At 32.0% G+C, this 21,087-nt stretch carries 13 protein-coding genes; 8 read left to right on the plus strand and 5 right to left on the minus strand.

Going from position 1 to position 21,087, the window contains the following annotated elements; all coding sequences use genetic code 11:
• The first annotated feature begins 82 nt into the window (after positions 1-82).
• Entirely contained in the window at positions 83-4,333 is a 4,251-nt protein-coding gene (locus tag KFE69_06400) for a hypothetical protein (GenBank protein ID UTW43716.1), read from the plus strand.
• Between the two features lie 15 nt (positions 4,334-4,348).
• Here KFE69_06400 and secB read toward each other — a convergent pair whose 3' ends face one another.
• Positions 4,349-4,810: a protein-export chaperone SecB gene (secB, locus tag KFE69_06405; GenBank protein ID UTW43717.1), complete on the minus strand. Its 462-nt coding sequence runs from the start codon at positions 4,808-4,810 to the stop codon at positions 4,349-4,351.
• A 153-nt stretch (positions 4,811-4,963) separates the two neighbouring features.
• Between secB and KFE69_06410 the strand changes: the two genes are divergently transcribed.
• The 4 genes from KFE69_06410 to KFE69_06425 all read left to right on the plus strand — a co-directional run bounded on the left by KFE69_06410 (position 4,964) and on the right by KFE69_06425 (position 10,265).
• On the plus strand, positions 4,964-5,911 hold the full coding sequence (locus tag KFE69_06410; GenBank protein ID UTW43718.1) for a DUF523 and DUF1722 domain-containing protein: 948 nt from the start codon (positions 4,964-4,966) through the stop codon (positions 5,909-5,911).
• Positions 5,912-6,026: 115 nt separating this feature from the next.
• The gene (locus KFE69_06415; GenBank protein UTW43719.1) at positions 6,027-6,395 is read left to right on the plus strand and encodes a hypothetical protein; all 369 of its coding nucleotides are present in this window, start codon (positions 6,027-6,029) and stop codon (positions 6,393-6,395) included.
• A gap of 77 nt (positions 6,396-6,472) precedes the next feature.
• Positions 6,473-9,505, plus strand: coding sequence for a DotA/TraY family protein (locus tag KFE69_06420; protein ID UTW43720.1), 3,033 nt, complete (start codon positions 6,473-6,475; stop codon positions 9,503-9,505).
• A 31-nt stretch (positions 9,506-9,536) separates the two neighbouring features.
• The gene (locus tag KFE69_06425) at positions 9,537-10,265 is read left to right on the plus strand and encodes a hypothetical protein (protein ID UTW43721.1); all 729 of its coding nucleotides are present in this window, start codon (positions 9,537-9,539) and stop codon (positions 10,263-10,265) included.
• On the opposite strand, the gene mutS is transcribed toward KFE69_06425, so the two are convergent.
• Positions 10,236-12,821, minus strand: coding sequence for a DNA mismatch repair protein MutS (gene mutS, locus KFE69_06430; GenBank protein ID UTW43722.1), 2,586 nt, complete (start codon positions 12,819-12,821; stop codon positions 10,236-10,238). The genes KFE69_06425 and mutS overlap by 30 nt on opposite strands.
• A gap of 153 nt (positions 12,822-12,974) precedes the next feature.
• Between mutS and KFE69_06435 the strand changes: the two genes are divergently transcribed.
• From KFE69_06435 to KFE69_06445, 3 genes are all read left to right on the plus strand, one after another.
• Positions 12,975-14,255 (plus strand): MFS transporter, encoded by a 1,281-nt coding sequence (locus KFE69_06435; GenBank protein UTW43723.1) that lies wholly within the window; start codon positions 12,975-12,977, stop codon positions 14,253-14,255.
• 55 nt (positions 14,256-14,310) lie between these two features.
• Positions 14,311-15,270: an acetyl-CoA carboxylase carboxyltransferase subunit alpha gene (locus KFE69_06440; protein ID UTW43724.1), complete on the plus strand. Its 960-nt coding sequence runs from the start codon at positions 14,311-14,313 to the stop codon at positions 15,268-15,270.
• A gap of 109 nt (positions 15,271-15,379) precedes the next feature.
• Complete coding sequence (locus tag KFE69_06445; protein ID UTW43725.1) at positions 15,380-16,621, plus strand: hypothetical protein; 1,242 nt, start codon at positions 15,380-15,382, stop codon at positions 16,619-16,621.
• Between the two features lie 19 nt (positions 16,622-16,640).
• On the opposite strand, the gene KFE69_06450 is transcribed toward KFE69_06445, so the two are convergent.
• The 3 genes from KFE69_06450 to KFE69_06460 form a co-directional block, all read right to left on the minus strand.
• Positions 16,641-17,549 (minus strand): DMT family transporter, encoded by a 909-nt coding sequence (locus KFE69_06450; GenBank protein ID UTW43726.1) that lies wholly within the window; start codon positions 17,547-17,549, stop codon positions 16,641-16,643.
• A gap of 16 nt (positions 17,550-17,565) precedes the next feature.
• Positions 17,566-19,449, minus strand: a complete 1,884-nt coding sequence (locus KFE69_06455) for an APC family permease (GenBank protein UTW43727.1) — start codon at positions 19,447-19,449, stop codon at positions 17,566-17,568.
• A gap of 64 nt (positions 19,450-19,513) precedes the next feature.
• The gene (locus KFE69_06460; GenBank protein ID UTW43728.1) at positions 19,514-20,671 is read right to left on the minus strand and encodes an iron-containing alcohol dehydrogenase; all 1,158 of its coding nucleotides are present in this window, start codon (positions 20,669-20,671) and stop codon (positions 19,514-19,516) included.
• Between the last annotated feature and the right edge of the window lie 416 nt (positions 20,672-21,087).

Consider the following 21,087-nt stretch of genomic DNA (forward strand, 5'->3'; position numbering starts at 1 on the left):
TCTGTTTTAAATGAAATAAAAATAATAATTATAATTTTTTAAGATGTTTTTATATAAATAAAAAAGTGGGGATGCAACTGTAATGTTAAGTAATAATTTAGCTAAGTTATTTAAATATACAATAGTTAGTTTAATATCAATTACCTTATATGGTTGTAAAAGTGAAATACCATCATCTTCTGATAATTCAGATCAACCAGCAAATCAAACAGTTTATAATCTAATGGATAGTCATAGTTCAGATACAGCCGTGATTGCTTCACCTTATGAAGTTGATGTTAATTTAGAATCTGAAACAAGTAATTTGCAAGTAGGTGTAGAACCAACAGCAGAAGCTCAAGCAAGTAATATTCAATTACATTTTTTAGACCCACAAAATACGAATCGTTTTAATACGACTTACTCAGATGCTTGTAATAGCCTTGATACAAGTTCAAGCTGCCAAATTACACTAGTGCCTAATAATAATGCTCAATTAATTGATAACCAAACGGTAGGTTATTATATAACGGGTAATATTAATGGTAGTCTAACTCGTCTAAAACCAGAGTATTTTATTGTTAAGTCATTAACCACCGAGCCAAATGCATTTATAGGTAGTGGTGGGCAGAGCCAGTTAACTATTTATAATAATACAGGTGTTGATGTTGATTTAAGTGGCTATCAGTTTAAATCAGATGATACTCAGTTAAGTGCTCAATTATCAGAAGCACTACAGACTGGAGATAGTTATGTTTTAGCTAATAACAAAAAGTTTATCGTTAATGTCAGTGCAACTGATGATCATACAAATAGCCGTTCAGCCGTATTAATGGTAAATTCAGCGGGTATTAATGCGGTTGATTCAACGATAAATATTATCAGGCCTTCGGTTAATCTTTCACCGAATCAACTAACCCTGTGGCCGAATCAAATACGTACAATTACAATTGAAAATAATACGCCAGCTTTAGCAAAAGTATCTGATATTAGTTTATCAAATATAGATGGTGTAAGCTTAGATACGAGTAATTGTGATGATGGTATTATAGGATTTTCAAGTTGTAAAGTTACATTAACATCGAAGAAAAAAATAGCAACGAAAGAAGTTGATTTAATCGTTACAGGCGAAAACTTTGATACACAACAAGCAAGTGTTTATACAGAGTTACCTAATCCAAGTATTAAACCTGTCAATGTTGATATGACGCCAAATCAATTAACCTTATTACCGAATCATAATAATACAATAACAATTAGTAATCATTCAGCAACACAATCAGCGTATGTAAAAGAAATAGATTTACCAGGCTTAACTGATGCTGAAGTTACAAGTAATACTTGTGGTAATACAATTAGTGCATTAGACAGTTGTCAAATTAGTTTTTCAGTTGATCATAATGTAGCGAAGCAACGAGCATATTTATCAATTTCAGGTAAAAACTTTTTACCACAAGAATCACAAATAACAACAATTTCAACGCCAAGAGCTAAAAAAGCGACACAAGTAGAAATAACGCCAAGTCAATTAACCTTAATTCCAAATCATACCCAGAAGTTAACAGTTAAAAACTTAACATCTAATAAGGCTTATCTTAAAGAGATAGATTTACCAAGTTTATCAGATGTTTTAATTACAAATAACTGTTCAGATGTTGACTATCTTACAAGTAAAGGTAGTTGTGAGATTATATTTCAGTCAGGTAAGCAAATAGGTTCATCAAGTAATACAGTTAGTGTCTATGGTAAAAACTTTTTATCAAAAGAAGCGCATATAACAGCAAAGAGTCCTCATCTGCCAGGTAAGCCAACGAGTATCGATTTAATTCCTAATCAAATTACCTTATTACCAAATCAAAGTAAAAGTATAGTGATTAATAACCAAAGTAGAGTGGCAACTAAAGGCTTAGCGATTAACATACCAACATTAGATGGCGTAACGGTTACCAATAATACTTGTGGTGATGAATTATTAGGTGAAACAAGTTGTATGATTGAATTTAAAGCAAATAGTGATGTCGTCTCAAAACAGAGTGATTCCTTATTAGTAACAGGTAATAACTTTTTATCTAAGCAAGCACAAATAGATACGAATAATCCTAAGATACAATTAAAGAAATTGACACGAGTAGAAATAACACCGAGTCAGTTAGTTTTATTGCCAAGTCAAACAAGAGAAATGACCATTAGTAATATGACAGCTACGACAGCGGATATTAAAGAATTAGATATCCTTGATTTATCGGGTGTTACTATAACCAATAATTGTGGTAGTGAGATTGCGGGTTTAAGTAGTTGTACCATTGAATATAAAGCAGCTAAAAAGCTACCCGTATCAGAGCATGGTAATGTTCTTATTTATGGAAAAAACTTTTTATCTGAAAAAGCACAAGTAATAGCTAAAGCAGTTAACCCACCGGTTATACCAACGAGTGTTGAGCTAAATACAAATCAAGTAATGCTATTGCCAGGAGAAAGTAAGAAGATTGTAGTTACAAACCGCACAAGAGTAAAAACACAAGGTTTAACAGTAACGATACCAGAGTTAGATGGTGTTAGTATTAATAATGGTTGTAAAGGAGAAGTACTAGCGAAATCAGAGTCTTGTATTATTCAATTAGAAGCAAATAAGAAATTTCCAACACAACAGGCAACTTTACAAGTCAATGGTGATAATTTTTTGGCACATAGTGTAGAAGTAAATACCAAGATGCTCAATCCATCATTTAAGCCAACAAGTATTGAAGTTAGTCCAAGTCAATTGGTTTTATTACCAAATCAGACTAAAACAATAACAGTAATGAATCGTACACAAATAAAAGCAGATATTAAAGAGATTCAGTTACCTGATTTAACAGGTGTTAAAGTGACTCAAAATACATGTGCCAATGGTCATATTAATGGAAAGGGTAGTTGTATCATTCAACTTCATGCAGGTAGAAGTGTAGAATCAGATAAAAGCCAGCTAGTTATCATTGGTAAAAATTTCTTATCTGAAAGCTCAAATATAGTAACGCATAATACAAACAATAGAGGTTTAAATATTAGTTTATCAAAGCATGAAGTGACAACAGCTACTAATATAGATAAACAATTAACTTTAGTTGTGACGAATAATAGTGGTTTATCATTAAATGCATTAACATTAATTCAAACGCCAAATGATAATCCTAAAAACCCAGGTAATCCAATATTAACAGTTGATACAAGTAATCCAGGTGATTTAAATCAATGTGTTAATATAAGTTATTTATCACCGGGTAAGTCATGTGAATATATACTAGATTATTCACCGAATGTTGTTAGTTCTGCTTATTATTTAAATGTTAAACTATCAGTTCAGTCATCAAGATTACTTTCAAATACTGAAAATTTAACCATAAATAATTATCCAACAACAATTATTTATGGAAATAGTAATGCTACGAAAGTGTTAGTTGATCAGTATGATAATATATATATTAGCCATGATCAGGGGCCAGGAGGTATTTATGTTTATTTTTCAAAACAGGATACGAATACTGTAACAGGTAGTATAAAACCTGCAGTAATAATGAATAAAATAAATATTTATAATTTTACTATTGATCAAAATGGCTGGGTGTATATTGCATCAAAAAGAGGGCTGTTTGTATATAAACCAGATCCTGATAACTATGATCAATATATTCAGTATTCACAGTTATCAACTTCTATGGTGCTATCAGTTTTTGTCGATCAGCATGGTTATATTTATTCAGGTAATTCAACTTTGCTAATATATAAACCTTATAAGCTTAATAGAAAACACTATAAACTAGTAACTACATTAACCGATAAAGATGGGATCTTAGGTAATTCGATTAGATCAATCGTTGTTGACCCTTTTGGTAAACTCTATGTTGGCTCATCAGATGGCCTTGCTATATTTAAACCAGATTCAAATAGTGATAATGGCTATGACTTCCCTAAACAATTAAAATCAAATAGTGTATATGATATTTTTGTTAATACAGACGGTGAAATATATACGGCAACTGGATATTTCTATGCGGGTGTGTATTATGGCGGTGTAAATATCTATTATAATGAAAATAGAGATTATCAAACTATAACAAAAATTAACCCCAATAGCACTGCTCATTCTGTCTTTGTGGATAGAGATGGAAATATCTATGTAGGTACTCAGAATATGGGCCTATTAATATATAATAAAAACTATGTTTTGATTGAAACGATAACAATGAGTGATGGATTACCGTCAAATTATATAGGTAGTATCTTTGTTAAAAGTAGGAATATATATTTAGCGACTGGTGCACCACAAACACCTGTTAATGGTAATAGCTTATCTATTTTTCCAAAGCCTAATTAATAAAAAAATAAATTATTAATGTTGAGTTTCATCTTCTTGTTGAGGTTGTTGCTCTTGTTGCATTTTTTGCATATAAAGCGCATCAAAATTAATTGGTGTAAGATGTAGGTCAGGGAAGCCACCACGCGTAATTAAATTACGAACTGCTTCTTGAGCATAAGGATAAAGTATACTTGGGCAAAAACTTCCTAAGGCATGGCTTAATTGATCATCAGCAATACCTTCTAGTAAAAAGATACCCGTTTGTTTTACTTCAGCTAAGAAGGCTGACTTTTCTTCATTTTTAGCTGAAACTGTAACGGTTAATTCTACTTCATAGGTGTTATCATCTAATTTATTGGAAGCTGTATTTAATTCCATATTAGTCTCAGGCTGCCAATTTGGTTTAAAAATAGCGGGTGTATTGGGTGCTTCAAATGATAAATCTTTAATAAACACTTTTTGGATTAGAAAATTAACTTCAGCTTGATCTGACATGTGTATACCTTTTGTTAACTATTTAAATTTGATTGGCTTCTATTATGCCTTAAATTATGCGTTAATAAAATGGTAGATGATGTGAAAATTTTAATTTAAATTGTTTTTCAATTAAGCTTTATATAGTATTGAGCCAATAAATAAAGGAATAATATGGATAGTAAAATACTTGTTGCTACTTCAAGTTGCTTATTGGGTAATAATGTCAGATTTAATGGTGCTAATTCACATAAAAAATTAATTACTGAACAGTTAAGCCAACTATTTGAATATTTAGCGATTTGTCCAGAAGTACATGCAGGTTTAGGTATACCTAGAGAGCCTGTATATTTTGAAAAAAATAATCATGAAATAATATTAAAGCAACATAATTCAGGTGATAATTTAACCCATAAATTAATTCAATCATCAGAGAATTTAATCGATAATTTACCAATGATTTACGGTTTTATATTAAAAAAATCTTCCCCAAGCTGTGGCCAAGGTACAGTTAAGGTGTATAACAAAGAGCATATTGTGATACAAAACAAGGCTGATGGCATTTTTGTTCAAATATTAAAGAAAAAGTTACCGCTATTACCTATTGAAGATGAGGGTAGATTAAATGATCCTTACTTAAAGGAACACTTTATAAAGCGTGTCTTATTAACTTATCAAGCTAGAGAGTTATTATTAAATTGTAAAAGAACATCAGAGTTAATTTCATTTCATACTAAACATAAGTTTTTACTTAGACTTCACCATCCAATAAATCAAAAAGCACTTGGGCGACTAGTCGCTAAAAGTAATAAGGATAATTTTAACCAAACGCTTATTCAGTATCACCACTTGTTTTTAAGCTCATTTAAAAAAATAGCTAAAAATGGTAATCATTATACTATTTTACAAAGAATATTAAGAGAAATTAACAAGCTAATTACTAAAAATGAGCGTGATGATTTGCAGAAAAAGATTAAAGCATACCATCAAAAAATATTACCTTTGGTTGTGCCTATTGAAATAATTAAACATTATTTAGTTAAATATAATATTGATTTTTTAAAGCAGCAAAGTTATCTGTTTTTATATCCAGAATCAATGGCTTTGATGAGTAATTTATAACTTTCTTTCTAGCGATAGGAAGCATATCTTCATTTTTTTATTGCGCAATGCTTCATAATTTGATTTAATTGTAATATTAAATGTGATTATAACTAGAAAGTAGCGGGTGAAATGAATGATTACTGAAGCAATAAGATCAAAAACAGTAGAGAGTAATAATCCAGAATATAGTAATTTATATGAGGTATTAAATAACCTTGATGAAAATCAGCAGACATTTTTATTAGAAATATTAGATAAAGAGTTATCTAATGTGCTAATCAATTCAGTATTTATTATTAAACTATTTGATATTTTAGATGATAAGCAACAATGGTCTTTGGTGGAAAAACTAAAGTATTTTAATTTATCACTTGATGATTATATTAAAATTTTTCAAAGATTAAATGCAGATCAGCAAAGCTATCTTTTTGATCAGATAAAACCGCAATTAATTAAACTAATTTCACCAGTAAGTGATTTAATGGATAATTTAAAATCTTAAAAGTTCTATAAAGCGGTATGTAAACGTATTTCGTTTGGTGGTTGTGTCAATTTTATATAAGTTAAGTAGAGTCAATTATGAGTGAAACAATTTGGGGGTATGTCCCAACATCTGATAAGTCTCAGGCTGTTTTAAATACTATTTTTGGTGGAGATGTAACAACACTGTTAACTGAAGTTACAAAAACCTTATTTAGCACATCATTTGAATATTTTAATACTGGGTTATTGTCAATTACATTTATACTTTATGCATTTATTATTATTGTTGGTACAATTAATACTGCAAAAGATGGCCAGTTTTTAGGCAAAAACTGGAGTGGACATTGGATCTCATTAAGAGCCATATTTGGTACAATGTTTGCTGTGCCTGTTAGTACGGGCTATTGCGTTGCTCAATATTTAATTTTTGCGATGGTTACAGCAGGTATTTCATTTGCTGATTATGTATGGAGGCATGTGGTTGAGGATGTTGTCAGTGGCAATGTTCCCCCAGTTGTAAGCTCAGAGGTAACAAATAATATTAATACTTATCTTGCTACTTATATGATGAGTAATCTAACACGTGATTTATTAGAAGATGATACTTTTGTTCAGGATGAAGGTAGTTCTGGAAATTTACCATGCACTAAATCATTAACATCACAGAAAATGACTGTAACAATACCACAGGCTTATGTTTTAGGGGGGGATGGAACAACACATATCCCATATAACGGTTCTAATGGAAATGTTGCAGGAACTGATTATATCCAAGAAGATGTATATGTCTATCCAATTACATGTAAAGTAAGTTTTTCATCCCAAGTTAGCAATAGTTTTGTGCAGTCATATGCTTTGCCGTTGACAAATGCTGTGGCATTTAATAGCGATGGTAGTCTTAATACTGATAGTATGCCATTTCAAGATTATTCTAAAATATTAGGTAATGGACTTGCTTCATGGTCGGATGTGTCTGCATCAGGAGAAGAATATGTACAATATAAATTAAATACAGCTGATTGGGTTGGAGATTTTACAGTTAATCAAATGGTTAATCAGCCAGATCAAAGTGATATTAATAGCATAGCAGATAAGTATGGTTTAACTAGTACAGGCTATTTAAAAGAAAATTTAGTCGATGAACCTAGTGCTTTAGATGCTTATTCACCAACAGCATTAAGTAACACTTCAAGTGAAATTATTAACTGGATGGAACAAAATGCAGCATCAGTAACTGGAGAATGTAGTTCTGATACTGATAATCTTTGCTATAAAGCCGAAAATTATGGTTGGTGGGATGCTGATCAGTTATATTTAGATTTTGATAATAGCCTTTCACAAAACTTACAAAATCTATATGCTAATTTCGCAGAACTTTCAAATGCAGCAAATCTAGTATCTAATCAGACATCAATACCGGTTGATTATGATTATATTAATATTCATTATACAAAAAATGCCAATGATATAGATGATTTAATAGCTGGAAATGAAATATCTTATAACCCACTGACAGCAGATGAGTTTCAATTTATGGCACATGCTGATTTGGAACCTTATAAAGATGAATTATCAGATTCTGGCTCATTTACGATTTCAATGAGTACAGTACGTCAATTATTTAATCAAATAATTGATGACGACAGTCAACTAACATCCGATGATAAAGCAATTGCACATGATAGTGTTAATCGATATTTATCAGATGGGGTGCAGTTTCAGTATGCAGAGTATCTTTATATCATCTATTCAATTACAAACTCAGTATATTCACCTTATATGAATACTCAAGTTAGTGAGACTGACAAAGCATATGAAGCTAGTACATTATATAATAGGGTTATTTTACCAGTCATTAATTTATTTACCTTCTTTGCACAAAATAATGTTGACTTTGGTGGAACGCAGGACCCTATTAATACATCAAATGTTACAGATCCTGCACAAGAAGTATTAACTGAAATTTTTGATATGTTGGGTACCAATGGAAGTTCTTCAGAAGTTGGGGGATTGTTGGCAGCAATCTATAATATTGGTGTTGTACCAGAAGGAGAAGATGAAAATTTTGCTGCACAAAACTTTAGTATGATTCAAAATGTTCAAGCAATAGGTATCTCATTAATTGAGGGAACGATTAATAGCATGATTGGTATCTTTAATCATGCAAAAGATGAATTAGACCAAATTCAACAATCAGCCGATGATCAGTTAAACGATGTTGAGGATGATGCTAAAAATTGGGCTGTTGGTAATGCATTATCTTTCGGTGCTGTTAGTAGTACAGCTTCTGCTCAAATTGCACTTGAATATGCAGAAGTAATGCTTGATGTAACGATGCAGATGGCAACATTTTCATTAAGTTTAATGTGGATGCCTTTAATAATGTTTGTTTTAACAACTATTTTTAGTATTGGTATTTCATTTTCATTAATTATCCCACTAACACCGTATATTTTATTTTGGGCGGGTAAAACAGCTTGGCTATTATTAGTGATTGAGGCAATGGCTGCAGCACCTTTTGTATCATTAGGTTTAGTTTATCCAGAAGGGCATGAAGTTTTTGGTAAAGCAGAGCCTGGTATTCAGATTTGTATGAATTTGGTATTAAGACCGGTATTTATGATTTTGGGTATGATTTTTGGTATTGGTTTAACCTATATTGTTATTGAGTATTCAGCTGAAGGTTTTCATGCAATAACAGATTCATTATTAGGCCTAATGCCTGCTTCGAATGGCACAGATGCAGCTGCTTATGCTAGAGGAACTTTTTCTTGTATGATTATTTTCTTATATGCGACCTTTTTATCTATGGCATTTATGAAGTGTTTTTCATTGATTTATGTCATTCCTGATAAAGTATTGCAGTGGATTGGTAACACTCGAGGCGAGCGAGCAGGGGAGGCTGAAATTCAAGAATTTAAAGGTGCAGGTATGCAATATGCACAAAGCGCAGGCCAAGCTGGTGGTCAAACTATGCAGCAAGGTATTGAATCTGAAAAATCCTATACACAGTCGTATACTCAGAGTAAATCAGAAGTTTCTAAATCAACCTCACAGCGTAATATGGCGATTTCAAATGATTCAGCACAAGCAGCTAAACAAGGCGGTGAAGCTGCATTGATGATGTAGGGAATTACAAAACAAAAATAAGGGGTTAAATATGTCTAAAACTGATATTAAAATAAATAATTTAGAAGAATTAAACAATGTATTTAAGAATTATGATGAAAGTGATATATCTGAAATTTTAGATTACAACAAAGATAATTTGGTTAATATATTTAATCAAGATTGGCATCGTTCTAAACAAACTTTATTTTTTAAAGTTATAGCAATAGATTTTGATTTGGAAACTAAGTATCAATTACTTGAAAATTATACACCGGATCTATTGGATAAAATAAATAATCGTCATTTAAATACTTTTTATAATAACCTTTCTGAAGATGATAAAGTTAAACTGTATGATCAAAAAATAGAGAAAATTGAAAATTTACTTAAAAATTCTCAATTTGCAAGTTTAGGAAGTCATTTTAATCAAATTAAAGTAACTTGCAATGATCATGAATATAAAGTACCTAAAAGTATAGCTAAAGCACTATTAAAGTCTGGTGTGCTTGATAAGAGTTTTAAAATAGATTTATCATATCAAGAAAATAATAGATTAAAAAATATGAGCTTTGCATGTACTCCTAACATGTTGGTTGATGAAATAAAAAGCGAAATTGAACAAGAAGTCGAGAAAACTTCAAAACCACTATTTCAAACGAATGCATCTAAAATGAAGCATCTTATGTATGATCAATTTATCAGTGAAGATAGCTCTAAAACAGATAAATTTTTTAATAGTGATAACGCTTTATGTAGCGGAGGAAGTAGTGGCCCTTAACTCAAACAATACTTCCAATGCCTGAATTGGTGTTAAGCTATTAGGGTCAATAGCGTTAAGTTTGTCTAATATAGCCTCAACTTCAGGTGTTAGTTGACTATCAGATATTGCTTCATTACTTTCTTCAATAAAAAAATCTTCCTGAAATAGATTTTCTTCTGATTTATTTTGCATTTCAAAGCGCTTAAGTAGTTTTTTTGCATTATCAATAACAGATTTAGGTAGGCCCGCTAATTTTGCAACGGCAATGCCATAGCTTTGATTGGTCGCCCCTGGTTTAACTGTATGAAGGAAGATAATTTCATCTTTATGTAATGTTGCTGATAAATGATAGTTGACAATACTCTGATAATGATCGGCTAATTGAGTTAGTTCAAAATAATGCGTTGCAAATAGCGTTAATGCTTTAAGTTGATTAAGCTTCTCAGCAGTCGCCCAAGCAATGGATAAACCATCATAAGTACTTGTTCCACGACCAATCTCATCTAATAAAACTAAACTATTTTCAGTGGCATAATTTAAAATGTTGGCTGTTTCTGTCATCTCAACCATAAATGTTGAACGCCCAGAAGATAAATCATCTGATGCACCAATACGAGTAAAAATACGATCAATTGGACCAATAATAGCCTTTTGACAAGGCACATAAGAGCCAATATAAGCTAAAATGACAATTAACGCAGTTTGACGCATATAGGTTGATTTACCACCCATATTAGGCCCTGTAATCATCATTAAGCTTTGTTGGTGGTCAAGCGTTAAATCATTTGGCATAAAGGTGGATTTCTGTGTGTTTTCAATAACAATATGTCGAGCTTTAGTTAATTGTAAAAGCGTTTGATCAGAAAATTCAGGACGAATAAGATTAAGTGTAACAGAGCGTTCAGCAAAATTATTTAAACAGTCTAATTGAGCGATTGCTTTAGCTGTTGTTTGTAAATTTTGATAATGCGTAGCAATCTGTGTTAATAGTTGCTGATAGAGCGCTTTTTCACGTGCTAAGGCACGATCTTTGCTACTTAGCACTTTATCTTCAAATGTTTTTAATTCATCAGTAATATAGCGCTCAGCATTTTTTAGTGTTTGACGACGAATATAATGCGCTGGTGCTTTATCACTTTGTGCTTTTGAGATCTCAATATAAAAACCATGAACACGATTAAAACCAACAGATAGTGTTGGTATTTGCGTATTTTCTTTTTCTTGTTGTTCAAACTTTAAAAGAAAGTCGCTTGCATTTTGACTAATAGCTCTTAATTCATCTAATTCTTTATCATAGCCTTTAGCAATGACACCACCATCACGGATAACAAATGGTGGCTCTTCTACAATGGCATTTTTTAAAAGTAGTGAAAGTTTTGGGTACTGGTCAATTTCATTTAATAAAGCTTGAATATGTGAATTGCTATTATTTGAAAATAATTGATGAATTTCCGGTAAAAGCACTAATGATTCACGTAAAGCAGTTAGATCTTTTGGTGTTGCATTACCTAAAACTGTGCGTGTAGCAATACGCTCAATATCTCTTAACTGGCTAAGTAAATCATAAAGATTAGAGTATAGCTTATTTTCAAGTAATATTTCTATAATTTGATGTCTTTTTTCAAGGATTGTAAGGTCAGTTACTGGCGCACTAACCCAGCGCTTTAATAAGCGACTACCTAGAACTGTCGCTGTGTGATCAATAACACTAAGTAGTGTTTTGTCAGTATTGCCTTGTGTGTTTTTAGTCAGTTCTAAGTTTTTTTGACTGACAGAATCAATAATGATTTGTTTTAAGTGTGTATCTACTTTTAAACCTTGAATATGTGGTAGTGTTTTTTTCTGAGTTTCTTTTAGATAATTAATTAAAGCGCTTGCAGCAGTCATTGCAGCTAAAAATTGATCACACTCAAATGCTTTAAGTGAGGTAACTTTAAATTGCTCTTTTAGAACATTTTGTGCATTTTTAGGATTAAAATCCCATAGTGGGCGTTTTTTAACAGTTAAATTAAGCATCGTATGAAGCATGTCATTTTCTGCAACTAAAATCTCTTTTGGATCTAATTTAACGATTTCATTTTGTAATTTATTTAAATCATCAGTCTCTAAAATTCTAAATTCAGCAGAAGTAATATCTAAATAAGCAAGACCTATGTTTTTTTTATTTTGATAAATACAGGCAAGATAGTTGTTTTGGTTCGGTGTTAATAGACTATCTTCTGTTACAGTACCTGGTGTAACAATACGAACAACTTCACGTTTAACTGGGCCTTTTGCAGTTTTTGGGTCCTCTACTTGTTCACAAATAGCAACAGATAAGCCATGATTAACTAATTTAGCGAGATAGCTATCGACTGCGTGATACGGCACACCGGCCATGGCTATTGCTTCACCATTGGATTTGCCACGTTTTGTTAAAGAGATATCTAAAAGTTTTGCAGCCTTTTTAGCATCGTCATAAAATAGTTCATAGAAGTCACCCATGCGATAGAGTAATAACATATCTGAGTAATCTTTTTTAATTGTAAGATACTGTTGCATCATGGGGGTGTGGTTTTCTATATTATCAGTCATTGTTAGCGTTTTTTACATCCATTGTCATCAATTGCATCAAATTGTGACATAAAATAATTCTAAATTCACCGCTTATGAAAACATTTTCATTTATTTTTTATTTATTTCAGTTAAAATACGCCTACTTTAAGATTAAAAAGTGGTCAAACTAATATGAGCTACCAAGCACAACTGAAGACTCAAAATCTCACATTTGGCTGGATTGTTGTTGTCGTTGCTTCATTGATATTTTTCTTTGAATTTGGATTAGGCGTTGTTTTTAATTCATTAGCAAGTTACATCTCTGAGAGTTATCAGATTAAAATAACTACGGTGTCACTTATTTCAAGTTTGTACTTTTATACCAATATTCTCTTTCTTATCCCTGCAGGCATTTTAATTGATCGATATTCAGCAAAGGTATGCATGATCTCTGCATTATCATTATGTGCATTAAGTGCTTTTACCATCGCATTTTCGCATAGTATTACATTACTTATTATTGCAAGATTACTGACAGGCGCTGCTAGTTCATTTTGTTTAATTAGCGTTGTTAGAGTTGCAACCAATTGGTTTCCATCAGAGAGGATGGGCTTAGTTATTGGTGTTGCCATTGCCATCGGTATGTTAGGTGGTTGGTTTGCTCAAGCACCATTAAGTTACTTAATTGATATTTTTGGCTGGAGAGATGCATTAAAAATTGTTGGTCTTATTGGTGTTGGTATCATTATCTTAATTTTCTATATTGTCTCTAACACGCCAAAAGCATTGCAGGATTTACGCAAAGAGCAACAAACTGAAGTAAAAAATTACTCTATTTTAAAAATGTTAAAACTTGCATTAAAGAAACCACAAAATTGGTTTGCCGCAATTTATACAGGATTAATTAATGTAGGTACTTGGATGTTAGGTGGTATGTGGGCAAATGCCTATCTTGGACATGTTTATGGTGTTTCACAACTAAATGCAGCCTATGTAACTGGATTTATGTTTTTTGGTATGGTCATTGGTTATCCTTTTTGGGGTGGTGTTACACAGTGGTTAAAGCGTCGTAAGCTACCAATGTTAATGGGCTCAATTGCATCTTTAGTTGTCGTATTATTACTAATGAATGCATCGAGTAATTTAATGTATTTAGCTATTTTATTTTTTGCATTAGGTTTTGTTACTAGTAGCCAGACTGTTGCCTATCCTTACGTTGGTGAAATTAACACAATGCTTGTTACATCCAGTGCAACAAGTGTCGTTTCAATGATGTCTTTATTATGGGGTGGTGTGATTGGTATGCCACTATTTGGTTATCTAATGAGTGCATATGCTAATACGCACCATGTTCCTTTACAATCAATGGGTACTTATCAGTTTGCCATTTGGATTATTCCTATTGCTTTTATCTTAAGCTTTCTATTTGCATTATTAACAAAAGAAACCTATTGTGTAAGACAAGTAGATTAAGTATAAAATATAAGAGTAATTACAAAGTTAACAATACGGACGGTTAGGAGATTCGATGCAATTTTTAGAATTTGAACAACCAATTGCAGATTTAGAAGCAAAAATTGAAGCACTGAAGCAAGTCAATCAAAAGGATGAGAATCTTGAATTAAATGATGAAATTCAAAAATTAGAAGAGAAATTAAAAAAGCTCGTTGAAAGTGTATTTACAAATTTAAATGACTGGCAAATTATTCAATTAGCACGTCACCCTGAACGCCCTTATGCATTAGATTATATTCGAAACTTGTTTACTGATTTTGAAGAGTTACACGGTGATCGTAATTTTGGTGATGATCAGGCAATTGTTGGCGGGCTAGCTACGATAGATGATCAGCCTGTTATGGTTATTGGCCAACAAAAGGGGCGAACAACTAAAGAAAAGATTAAACGTAATTTTGGTATGCCACACCCTGAAGGTTATCGAAAGGCGTTACGTTTAATGAAATTAGCAGAACGTTTTTCAATTCCTGTGATTACTTTGATTGATACACCAGGGGCATATCCGGGTATTAATGCTGAAGCACGAGGTCAAAGTGAAGCAATTGCAAGAAACTTAAAGGAGATGTCTGTTTTAAGAGTGCCTGTAATTTGCGTTGTTATTGGTGAAGGTTGTTCTGGTGGTGCACTAGGTATTGGTGTCGGTGATCGCTTTTTAATGCTAAATTACAGTTATTTTGCGACAATTTCACCTGAAGGTTGTGCATCAATTCTTTGGAAGAGTGCAGATAAAGCTTCACATGCTGCTGAAATTATGGGTATTACTGCACCTAAATTGAAAAAACTTAAACTGATTGATGAAATTATCCCTGAACCTTTAGGCGGTGCACATCGAGACATAAATCAGATGGGTAGTATTCTAAAACAAGCATTAGCTAAAGAACTAAAACAATTAAATAAAATGGATATCAATACGCTTTTAGACAGCCGTTATCAGAAGATTATGAAGTTTGGTGACTTTTTAGAGCGTAAATGATTAATAGAATAGTAACGCTAGATTTCTAAATAAATCAAATTATTTAAATAAATGTAATTTTATTTGTGATATATTATGGCATTCATAATATCTTATGTGGATAGTTATTATGTTTGACGAGAAACTTCAAGAAAAGCAATCAAACTTACTTAAAAAAGAAGAGCTATTAATAGTTGCTGTTGAAATGGTTATGGCTATTCGAAAAATCATGAGCTTATCAAGCAATCAGCCAAGTATAATTAATGAAGATATAAAAGATTTTCATCAGCGTATTACTAAAGGGGTAGAAAATAGGCGTAAAGCTAGAGATCAAAAAGGGATAAGTAATCAATATTATACCAGAGAAGAAGCTCAAGAAGTTTTAAATAAACGTTTGGGAAATTGTGGTGAGCTATCATTAGGAGCATTACTATTAGCAGAATTTATTAATTTAGATGAACTTGGTATAAAATCTGAACAACCAATTTATATGCAGGAAATCTTTGTTGAACCCGATCATCAATTGTGTATTCTTCACCAGTCTCAGACACTAGCTTCTCTTATAAAGCCTTGTTTGATTTTTGGTCATTTAAATCAATTAATTAATCACCCCGAGCTTCAAAATGCAATTTTAGTTGATCCATGGATCTATAAAGCAACGCCAGTTGTGAGTTTGAAAGCACATCTTATGCATGCCAAAATATTCAAATTAGATCATTATTATGAAGGTAGAGTTTTTACATGTAATAATATAAAAAAAATTATTAATGGCTTATATAGTACGCCTGAAACATATGAAGAAAAAATACTATATCATAACTTTTTAAAATACTATAAAGTTGAAAGAGATAAAGCTACTCATCAACCTGAGTTGTTAGCTAATGGTTCTAGTTTAGATACAGTGAAACAGCAGTATCAATTAAAACAAGTAATAGATAAACAACTACATGATCTAAAATTTAAATTAGGCTATATTGTAAAGCTATCAGAAAAAAAACGAATATTAATTCATAATTGTCAGTCATTATCAGAGTTATGTGCTGTTGCTTCTACACATCAAGAAAGTGGTTTTTTGCACTTTCACAATACGACCTATACTTGTAAGGTATTAGCAGAGTTACTCAATTCAGATCGATTTGAGCAGTTAAGAATTTCTATCTATGGGCAAGATGTAAAAATTAGAGTAAGAGATATTAGGAGTATTGCTTTAGGAGAAGATCAAAGGCCGCCTGAAGGCTTTTTCTTAAGTGAAGGAGACAAGCTAAATGAAGCAAAGTTTTCTCATTCAATTCATAAAAAATCACCAAGTTTATTTTTTGAGGATTATAGAAAATATGATAAAAAGGGAGATGTAAATCCTTTTATAACTTAGATAGAAGCAATATACAAAATTAATTATTTCTGTTTTTTAATAATATGGTTAATGAAACAATTGCCCCAAGAATGCAAAGTACACCAAGCCAAGAATAAATATTTAATGCTTCATTATAAAATAGTTTTCCCCACATAAGTCCAACAATAGATGCAACACCACCAACTAGTGAATAATAGATAGGCCCTGCAAGTTTAATTAAAATAAATAGTACAATATAGCCTGTGCTAGAAAGAATAATTTCAAGTATGATTAGCCAGCTATTGGTATCTAATGGAAATGTAATTGGGTAAAATTTACCTAAGCTAAGTGTAATGGGCGTTAAGCAAATTGAAGAGGTAATCAGCATACCTAAAGATAAGCTTAATGAGCTTGAAGGAATAGGTCTAAAAGCTGCAATCCAGATAGCACACAAAGCAAATGATACTGGTGCAATTAAAGCAATAACAGTCCATGGTATATCATGAATACTTGGTAAGGATAAATTACTGAGAATTGTTAGTATAATACCTAAAAAGCCGATCAAAACGGCAATACAACGTTTGAAAGAAAATGTATCAATGGCAAATAAAATTGCCAATGGGAAAGTTAGAATCGGTACAGTATTAATTAGTACGGTTAAAATCCCTGATGGTATATGTGCTGCTGAGAAGTACATTACAGTATTAGGTATGACAATACCTAATACACCGCAAGCAATATAATAACGGATATAATTTGGCTTTAATGAAAAGGGTATTTTGCCAAAAAGAACAATGATAATTAAAAAAAACATTGGTCCTAATGATTGCCAAAAACCATAACCTAGTGGATGTACGCCATGAGTCATACAGTAACGAGCAATTGTATAGCCAGAGCCCCATAACGTGCCTAAAAGTAATAGCAGTCCAATAGATAATAATGATTGTTTAAATTTAGTATCAGTCATCAGTATAATTAATCAATTAATCCTTGGTTGAATGAAGTTGATAAGGTACTTCAACAATAATTCGGGTTTCTCCTACATGTTCCGTTCGGCTAATTGCACGTAGAGCAAACTTTAACAATGCTGTTTTTTGATTATGCAATAATGACTGCCAAAAACGATTGGTTTGTGCATTTGGTAATACAATAATTGCAAGTCCTTTTTCAGGATCACGCTTATCAGTTTTATGTATTGCTCTAATTAAGGGACGTATCGTTGATTGATAGCTAGATTTAACCACAATTAATTCTTCAGGAATATTAAGTAATTTCCACATTCGAAGTAGCTTATCAGTCTCTTCTTGATTTACATTGACAGTTACTGGTGTAATATCATCTGATATGCTTCTAGCAAAATTAACTGCAGCAATGGTTCCTTTATGTAAGCGTGATAATGGAATAATTACTTTAGGATGTGTCTTTGGTGCAAGAGAGCTGCGTAATAATTCTTCATCGGTACTTAAACTTAACTCTTTCTCAACACAAGTATAATGTTGTTTAATTTTATAGAAGATATAAAAAAGGATTGGCATTGCAACGATAACAATCCAAGCACCTTCTAAGAATTTACTTTCTATAATGACAACTAAGGCAATAAAGGTACACACACAGCCAAATGCATTAATTAATGCTCTAAACCACCAGAAGCCAACTCTTTTACGTCGTTCAAACCAGACTCGAACTAATCCTGCTTGGCAAAGTGTAAATGCTAAAAATACACCAAAGGCATAAAGTGGGATTAAGGCACTGGTGTTAGCATCATAGTGGATAATTAAAATAGCAGCTAATACAGCTAAAATGACAATACCATTACCAAATGCTAATCGATCACCAACATTTTGTAATTGCTTTGGTAAATAACCATCGCGAGAGATAATCGATGCTAATAATGGAAAACCTGTAAAAGAAGTATTGGCTGCTAATAAAAGTACGAGCATGGTAGAAGCTTGCAGTAAGTAGTAACCGATGCCGTCACCAAAGATATGATGACCTAATTGGGATAAGACACTTTCAGAAGATAGTGGTTCAACTTTTAATTTTAAAGCTAAATAGGCAATACCAATAAACATAATGATCAAAAGCGTAATTAGTGTCATTAATGTTTTAGCGGCATTTTTAGCTCTATCTGGTTTAAATGCAGAAACACTGTTTGAGACAGCTTCAATACCAGTCATAGCAGAACAACCTGATGAAAATGCTCTTAAAATTAAGGTTAATGTTAATGCTTTTGAAGCTTGCTCAATTGCATGAGTATTATGGCTGTGATAAGAAAATTCATGAATATAGCCAGTTAACATAAAAATAATGCCTAAGAGAACTAATAACAGCACCATAAATATAAAAAGGTAAGTTGGTAGCATGAAGATACTGGCTGATTCACGGATACCACGTAAATTAATCCATGTGATCAATAAAATAGCAATTAAAGAGAATAGAACAGCATGATTGCCTAAAGCAGGAAAGGCAGAGGTTACAGCTAAAATACCTGCAGAGATACTTACTGCAACAGTTAATACATAGTCAATCATTAAAGCTGCAGCTGCAATCAGTCCTATTTTTGGCCCGAAGTTTTCTCTTGCAACAACATATGCACCACCACCTTGTGGATAGGCATCAATTGCTTGTTTATAAGAGATGCCAACAACTAGAATTAATAATGCAATAAAAATGGATATTTGCCAGGAAAATACTAAAGCAGCAGCTCCTGCTGCAATTAAGACAGTAAGAATTTCACCGGTTGCATAAGCAACAGAAGATAATGCATCTGATGCAAGAATCGGTAACGCTTTAGTTTTAGATAATTTTTCTTCTTCAGCTTTTGATTTTGGAATCGGATTACCAAATAATAAGCGTGCAAGTTTCATAAAATTGCCTGTTATCAGTTTAGTCCGATTGCAAAATTACACCGATTAGATCATAAATGCAATCTTAAATACACATTTGATAGATCTTGTTGCTATCTTCAAGCGTAATATCTTTATGTTCGCCCAAAGCAATTAAATTATGTTTTTTAAGACTATCTACAGCTTGTGGTAGCCGAGATATATCAAGATTCTCATATTCAGATAATTGTATTTTAGCGCCAAGACTTTTAAAAAATTCTTTAGTTTTTTCAATCGCTTGATTAACTTTATCATCATCACTACCGTGATTAATTTGCCAAACACGCTCAGCATATTGAAGTAACTTTTTATATTTCTTATCTTTTTTATAAGTCATGACATTTGGCAGGATAATTGCGAGTGTTTGGGCATGATCAAGACCATAAAGTGCTGTTAATTCATGTCCAAGCATATGTGTCGACCAGTCTTGTGGCACACCTTGGCGAATTAAATTATTCAATGCCATGGTTGCAGCCCACATAATATTTGCTCGTGCATTATAATTTTTAGGGTCTGCAACAACTTTAGGCCCTTCTTCAATTAAAGTTAATAAAATGCCTTCAGCAAAGCGATCTTGTAGTGGTGCATCTGATGGGTAAGTTAAATATTGCTCCATAACATGGGTAAAAGCATCAACTACACCATTAATGGTTTGACTTAGGGGTAATGAATAAGTGACAGTAGGATCAAGGACTGAAAAGCTTGGATAAACTAATTCGCTACCAAAAGCAAGTTTATCGGAAGTTTCACGTCGACTGATTACAGAGCCTGAATTCATTTCAGAGCCAGTAGCAGGTAAGGTTAATACACTACCAAAAGGCATGGCTTTTTTAACTTCAGCGCCGTTAGCTAAAATATCCCAAGGGTCACCTTCATAATAAACACCAGCTGAAATAAATTTAGCAGCATCAATCACTGAACCGCCACCAACAGCTAAGATAAATTCAACTTCATTTGCTTTAATTGTTTCAATGACTTTTAAGCAAGTTTCAAATTCAGGGTTTGGTTCAATACCAGCAAATTCAACGGTTTTATGATTAGATAATGCATTGATTACTTGTTCATAGACACCATTTTTCTTAATACTACCACCACCATACAGAATTAATACTTTTTTAGATGCATCAATTGTAGTTGTTAAATTTGCAATTTGCCCTTCACCAAAATAAATTCGGGTAGGGTTATAAAATGTAAAATTTTTCATTATATTTCCTTAGTCTAACAATTTTTAATTTTATTTAAGAGATGTTGAAATGTAGAAATAATATAATAACAGAGCATTGCTAAAAAGTCATTATTTTCATTGTGCAAATTATAAAAAATTTAATATAAATGTTTCAAAATTGATAAGTATGATACTAGGTAAGTTTTTCTTTATAACTGAATTAGTTCAGTTTATTTAAGATTATTAAAAGTAACTATATGGTCTGATTTATTTATTACAGTGAGTATATTTCATTACCGTCATTTGACGGTACTTAAAGCTTTGTCCCTTTGATAGCGTATAACTTGAGTAGTTTGTTTCACTTTAAATGGGAGAGAGTTGTGTACCAAATTTTCAAAATTGCAATTAGTTATTTTTAGATATTAAAAATTTTTCATTTATTTGGTTATTAAAAG

Source organism: bacterium SCSIO 12844 (assembly GCA_024397935.1).
Lineage (GTDB): Bacteria > Pseudomonadota > Gammaproteobacteria > Francisellales > Francisellaceae > M0027.

Bases quoted from the DNA above. Each gene is read 5' to 3' on its own strand.
- secB (UTW43717.1), bottom strand. From the start codon at position 4,810: ATGTCAGATCAAGCTGAAGTTAATTTTCTAATCCAAAAAGTGTTTATT.
- KFE69_06415 (UTW43719.1), top strand. From the start codon at position 6,027: ATGATTACTGAAGCAATAAGATCAAAAACAGTAGAGAGTAATAATCCA.
- KFE69_06450 (UTW43726.1), bottom strand. From the start codon at position 17,549: ATGACTGATACTAAATTTAAACAATCATTATTATCTATTGGACTGCTA.
- KFE69_06445 (UTW43725.1), top strand. From the start codon at position 15,380: ATGTTTGACGAGAAACTTCAAGAAAAGCAATCAAACTTACTTAAAAAA.
- KFE69_06460 (UTW43728.1), bottom strand. From the start codon at position 20,671: ATGAAAAATTTTACATTTTATAACCCTACCCGAATTTATTTTGGTGAA.
- KFE69_06435 (UTW43723.1), top strand. From the start codon at position 12,975: ATGAGCTACCAAGCACAACTGAAGACTCAAAATCTCACATTTGGCTGG.
- KFE69_06425 (UTW43721.1), top strand. From the start codon at position 9,537: ATGTCTAAAACTGATATTAAAATAAATAATTTAGAAGAATTAAACAAT.
- KFE69_06410 (UTW43718.1), top strand. From the start codon at position 4,964: ATGGATAGTAAAATACTTGTTGCTACTTCAAGTTGCTTATTGGGTAAT.
- KFE69_06420 (UTW43720.1), top strand. From the start codon at position 6,473: ATGAGTGAAACAATTTGGGGGTATGTCCCAACATCTGATAAGTCTCAG.
- mutS (UTW43722.1), bottom strand. From the start codon at position 12,821: ATGACTGATAATATAGAAAACCACACCCCCATGATGCAACAGTATCTT.
- KFE69_06440 (UTW43724.1), top strand. From the start codon at position 14,311: ATGCAATTTTTAGAATTTGAACAACCAATTGCAGATTTAGAAGCAAAA.
- KFE69_06400 (UTW43716.1), top strand. From the start codon at position 83: ATGTTAAGTAATAATTTAGCTAAGTTATTTAAATATACAATAGTTAGT.
- KFE69_06455 (UTW43727.1), bottom strand. From the start codon at position 19,449: ATGAAACTTGCACGCTTATTATTTGGTAATCCGATTCCAAAATCAAAA.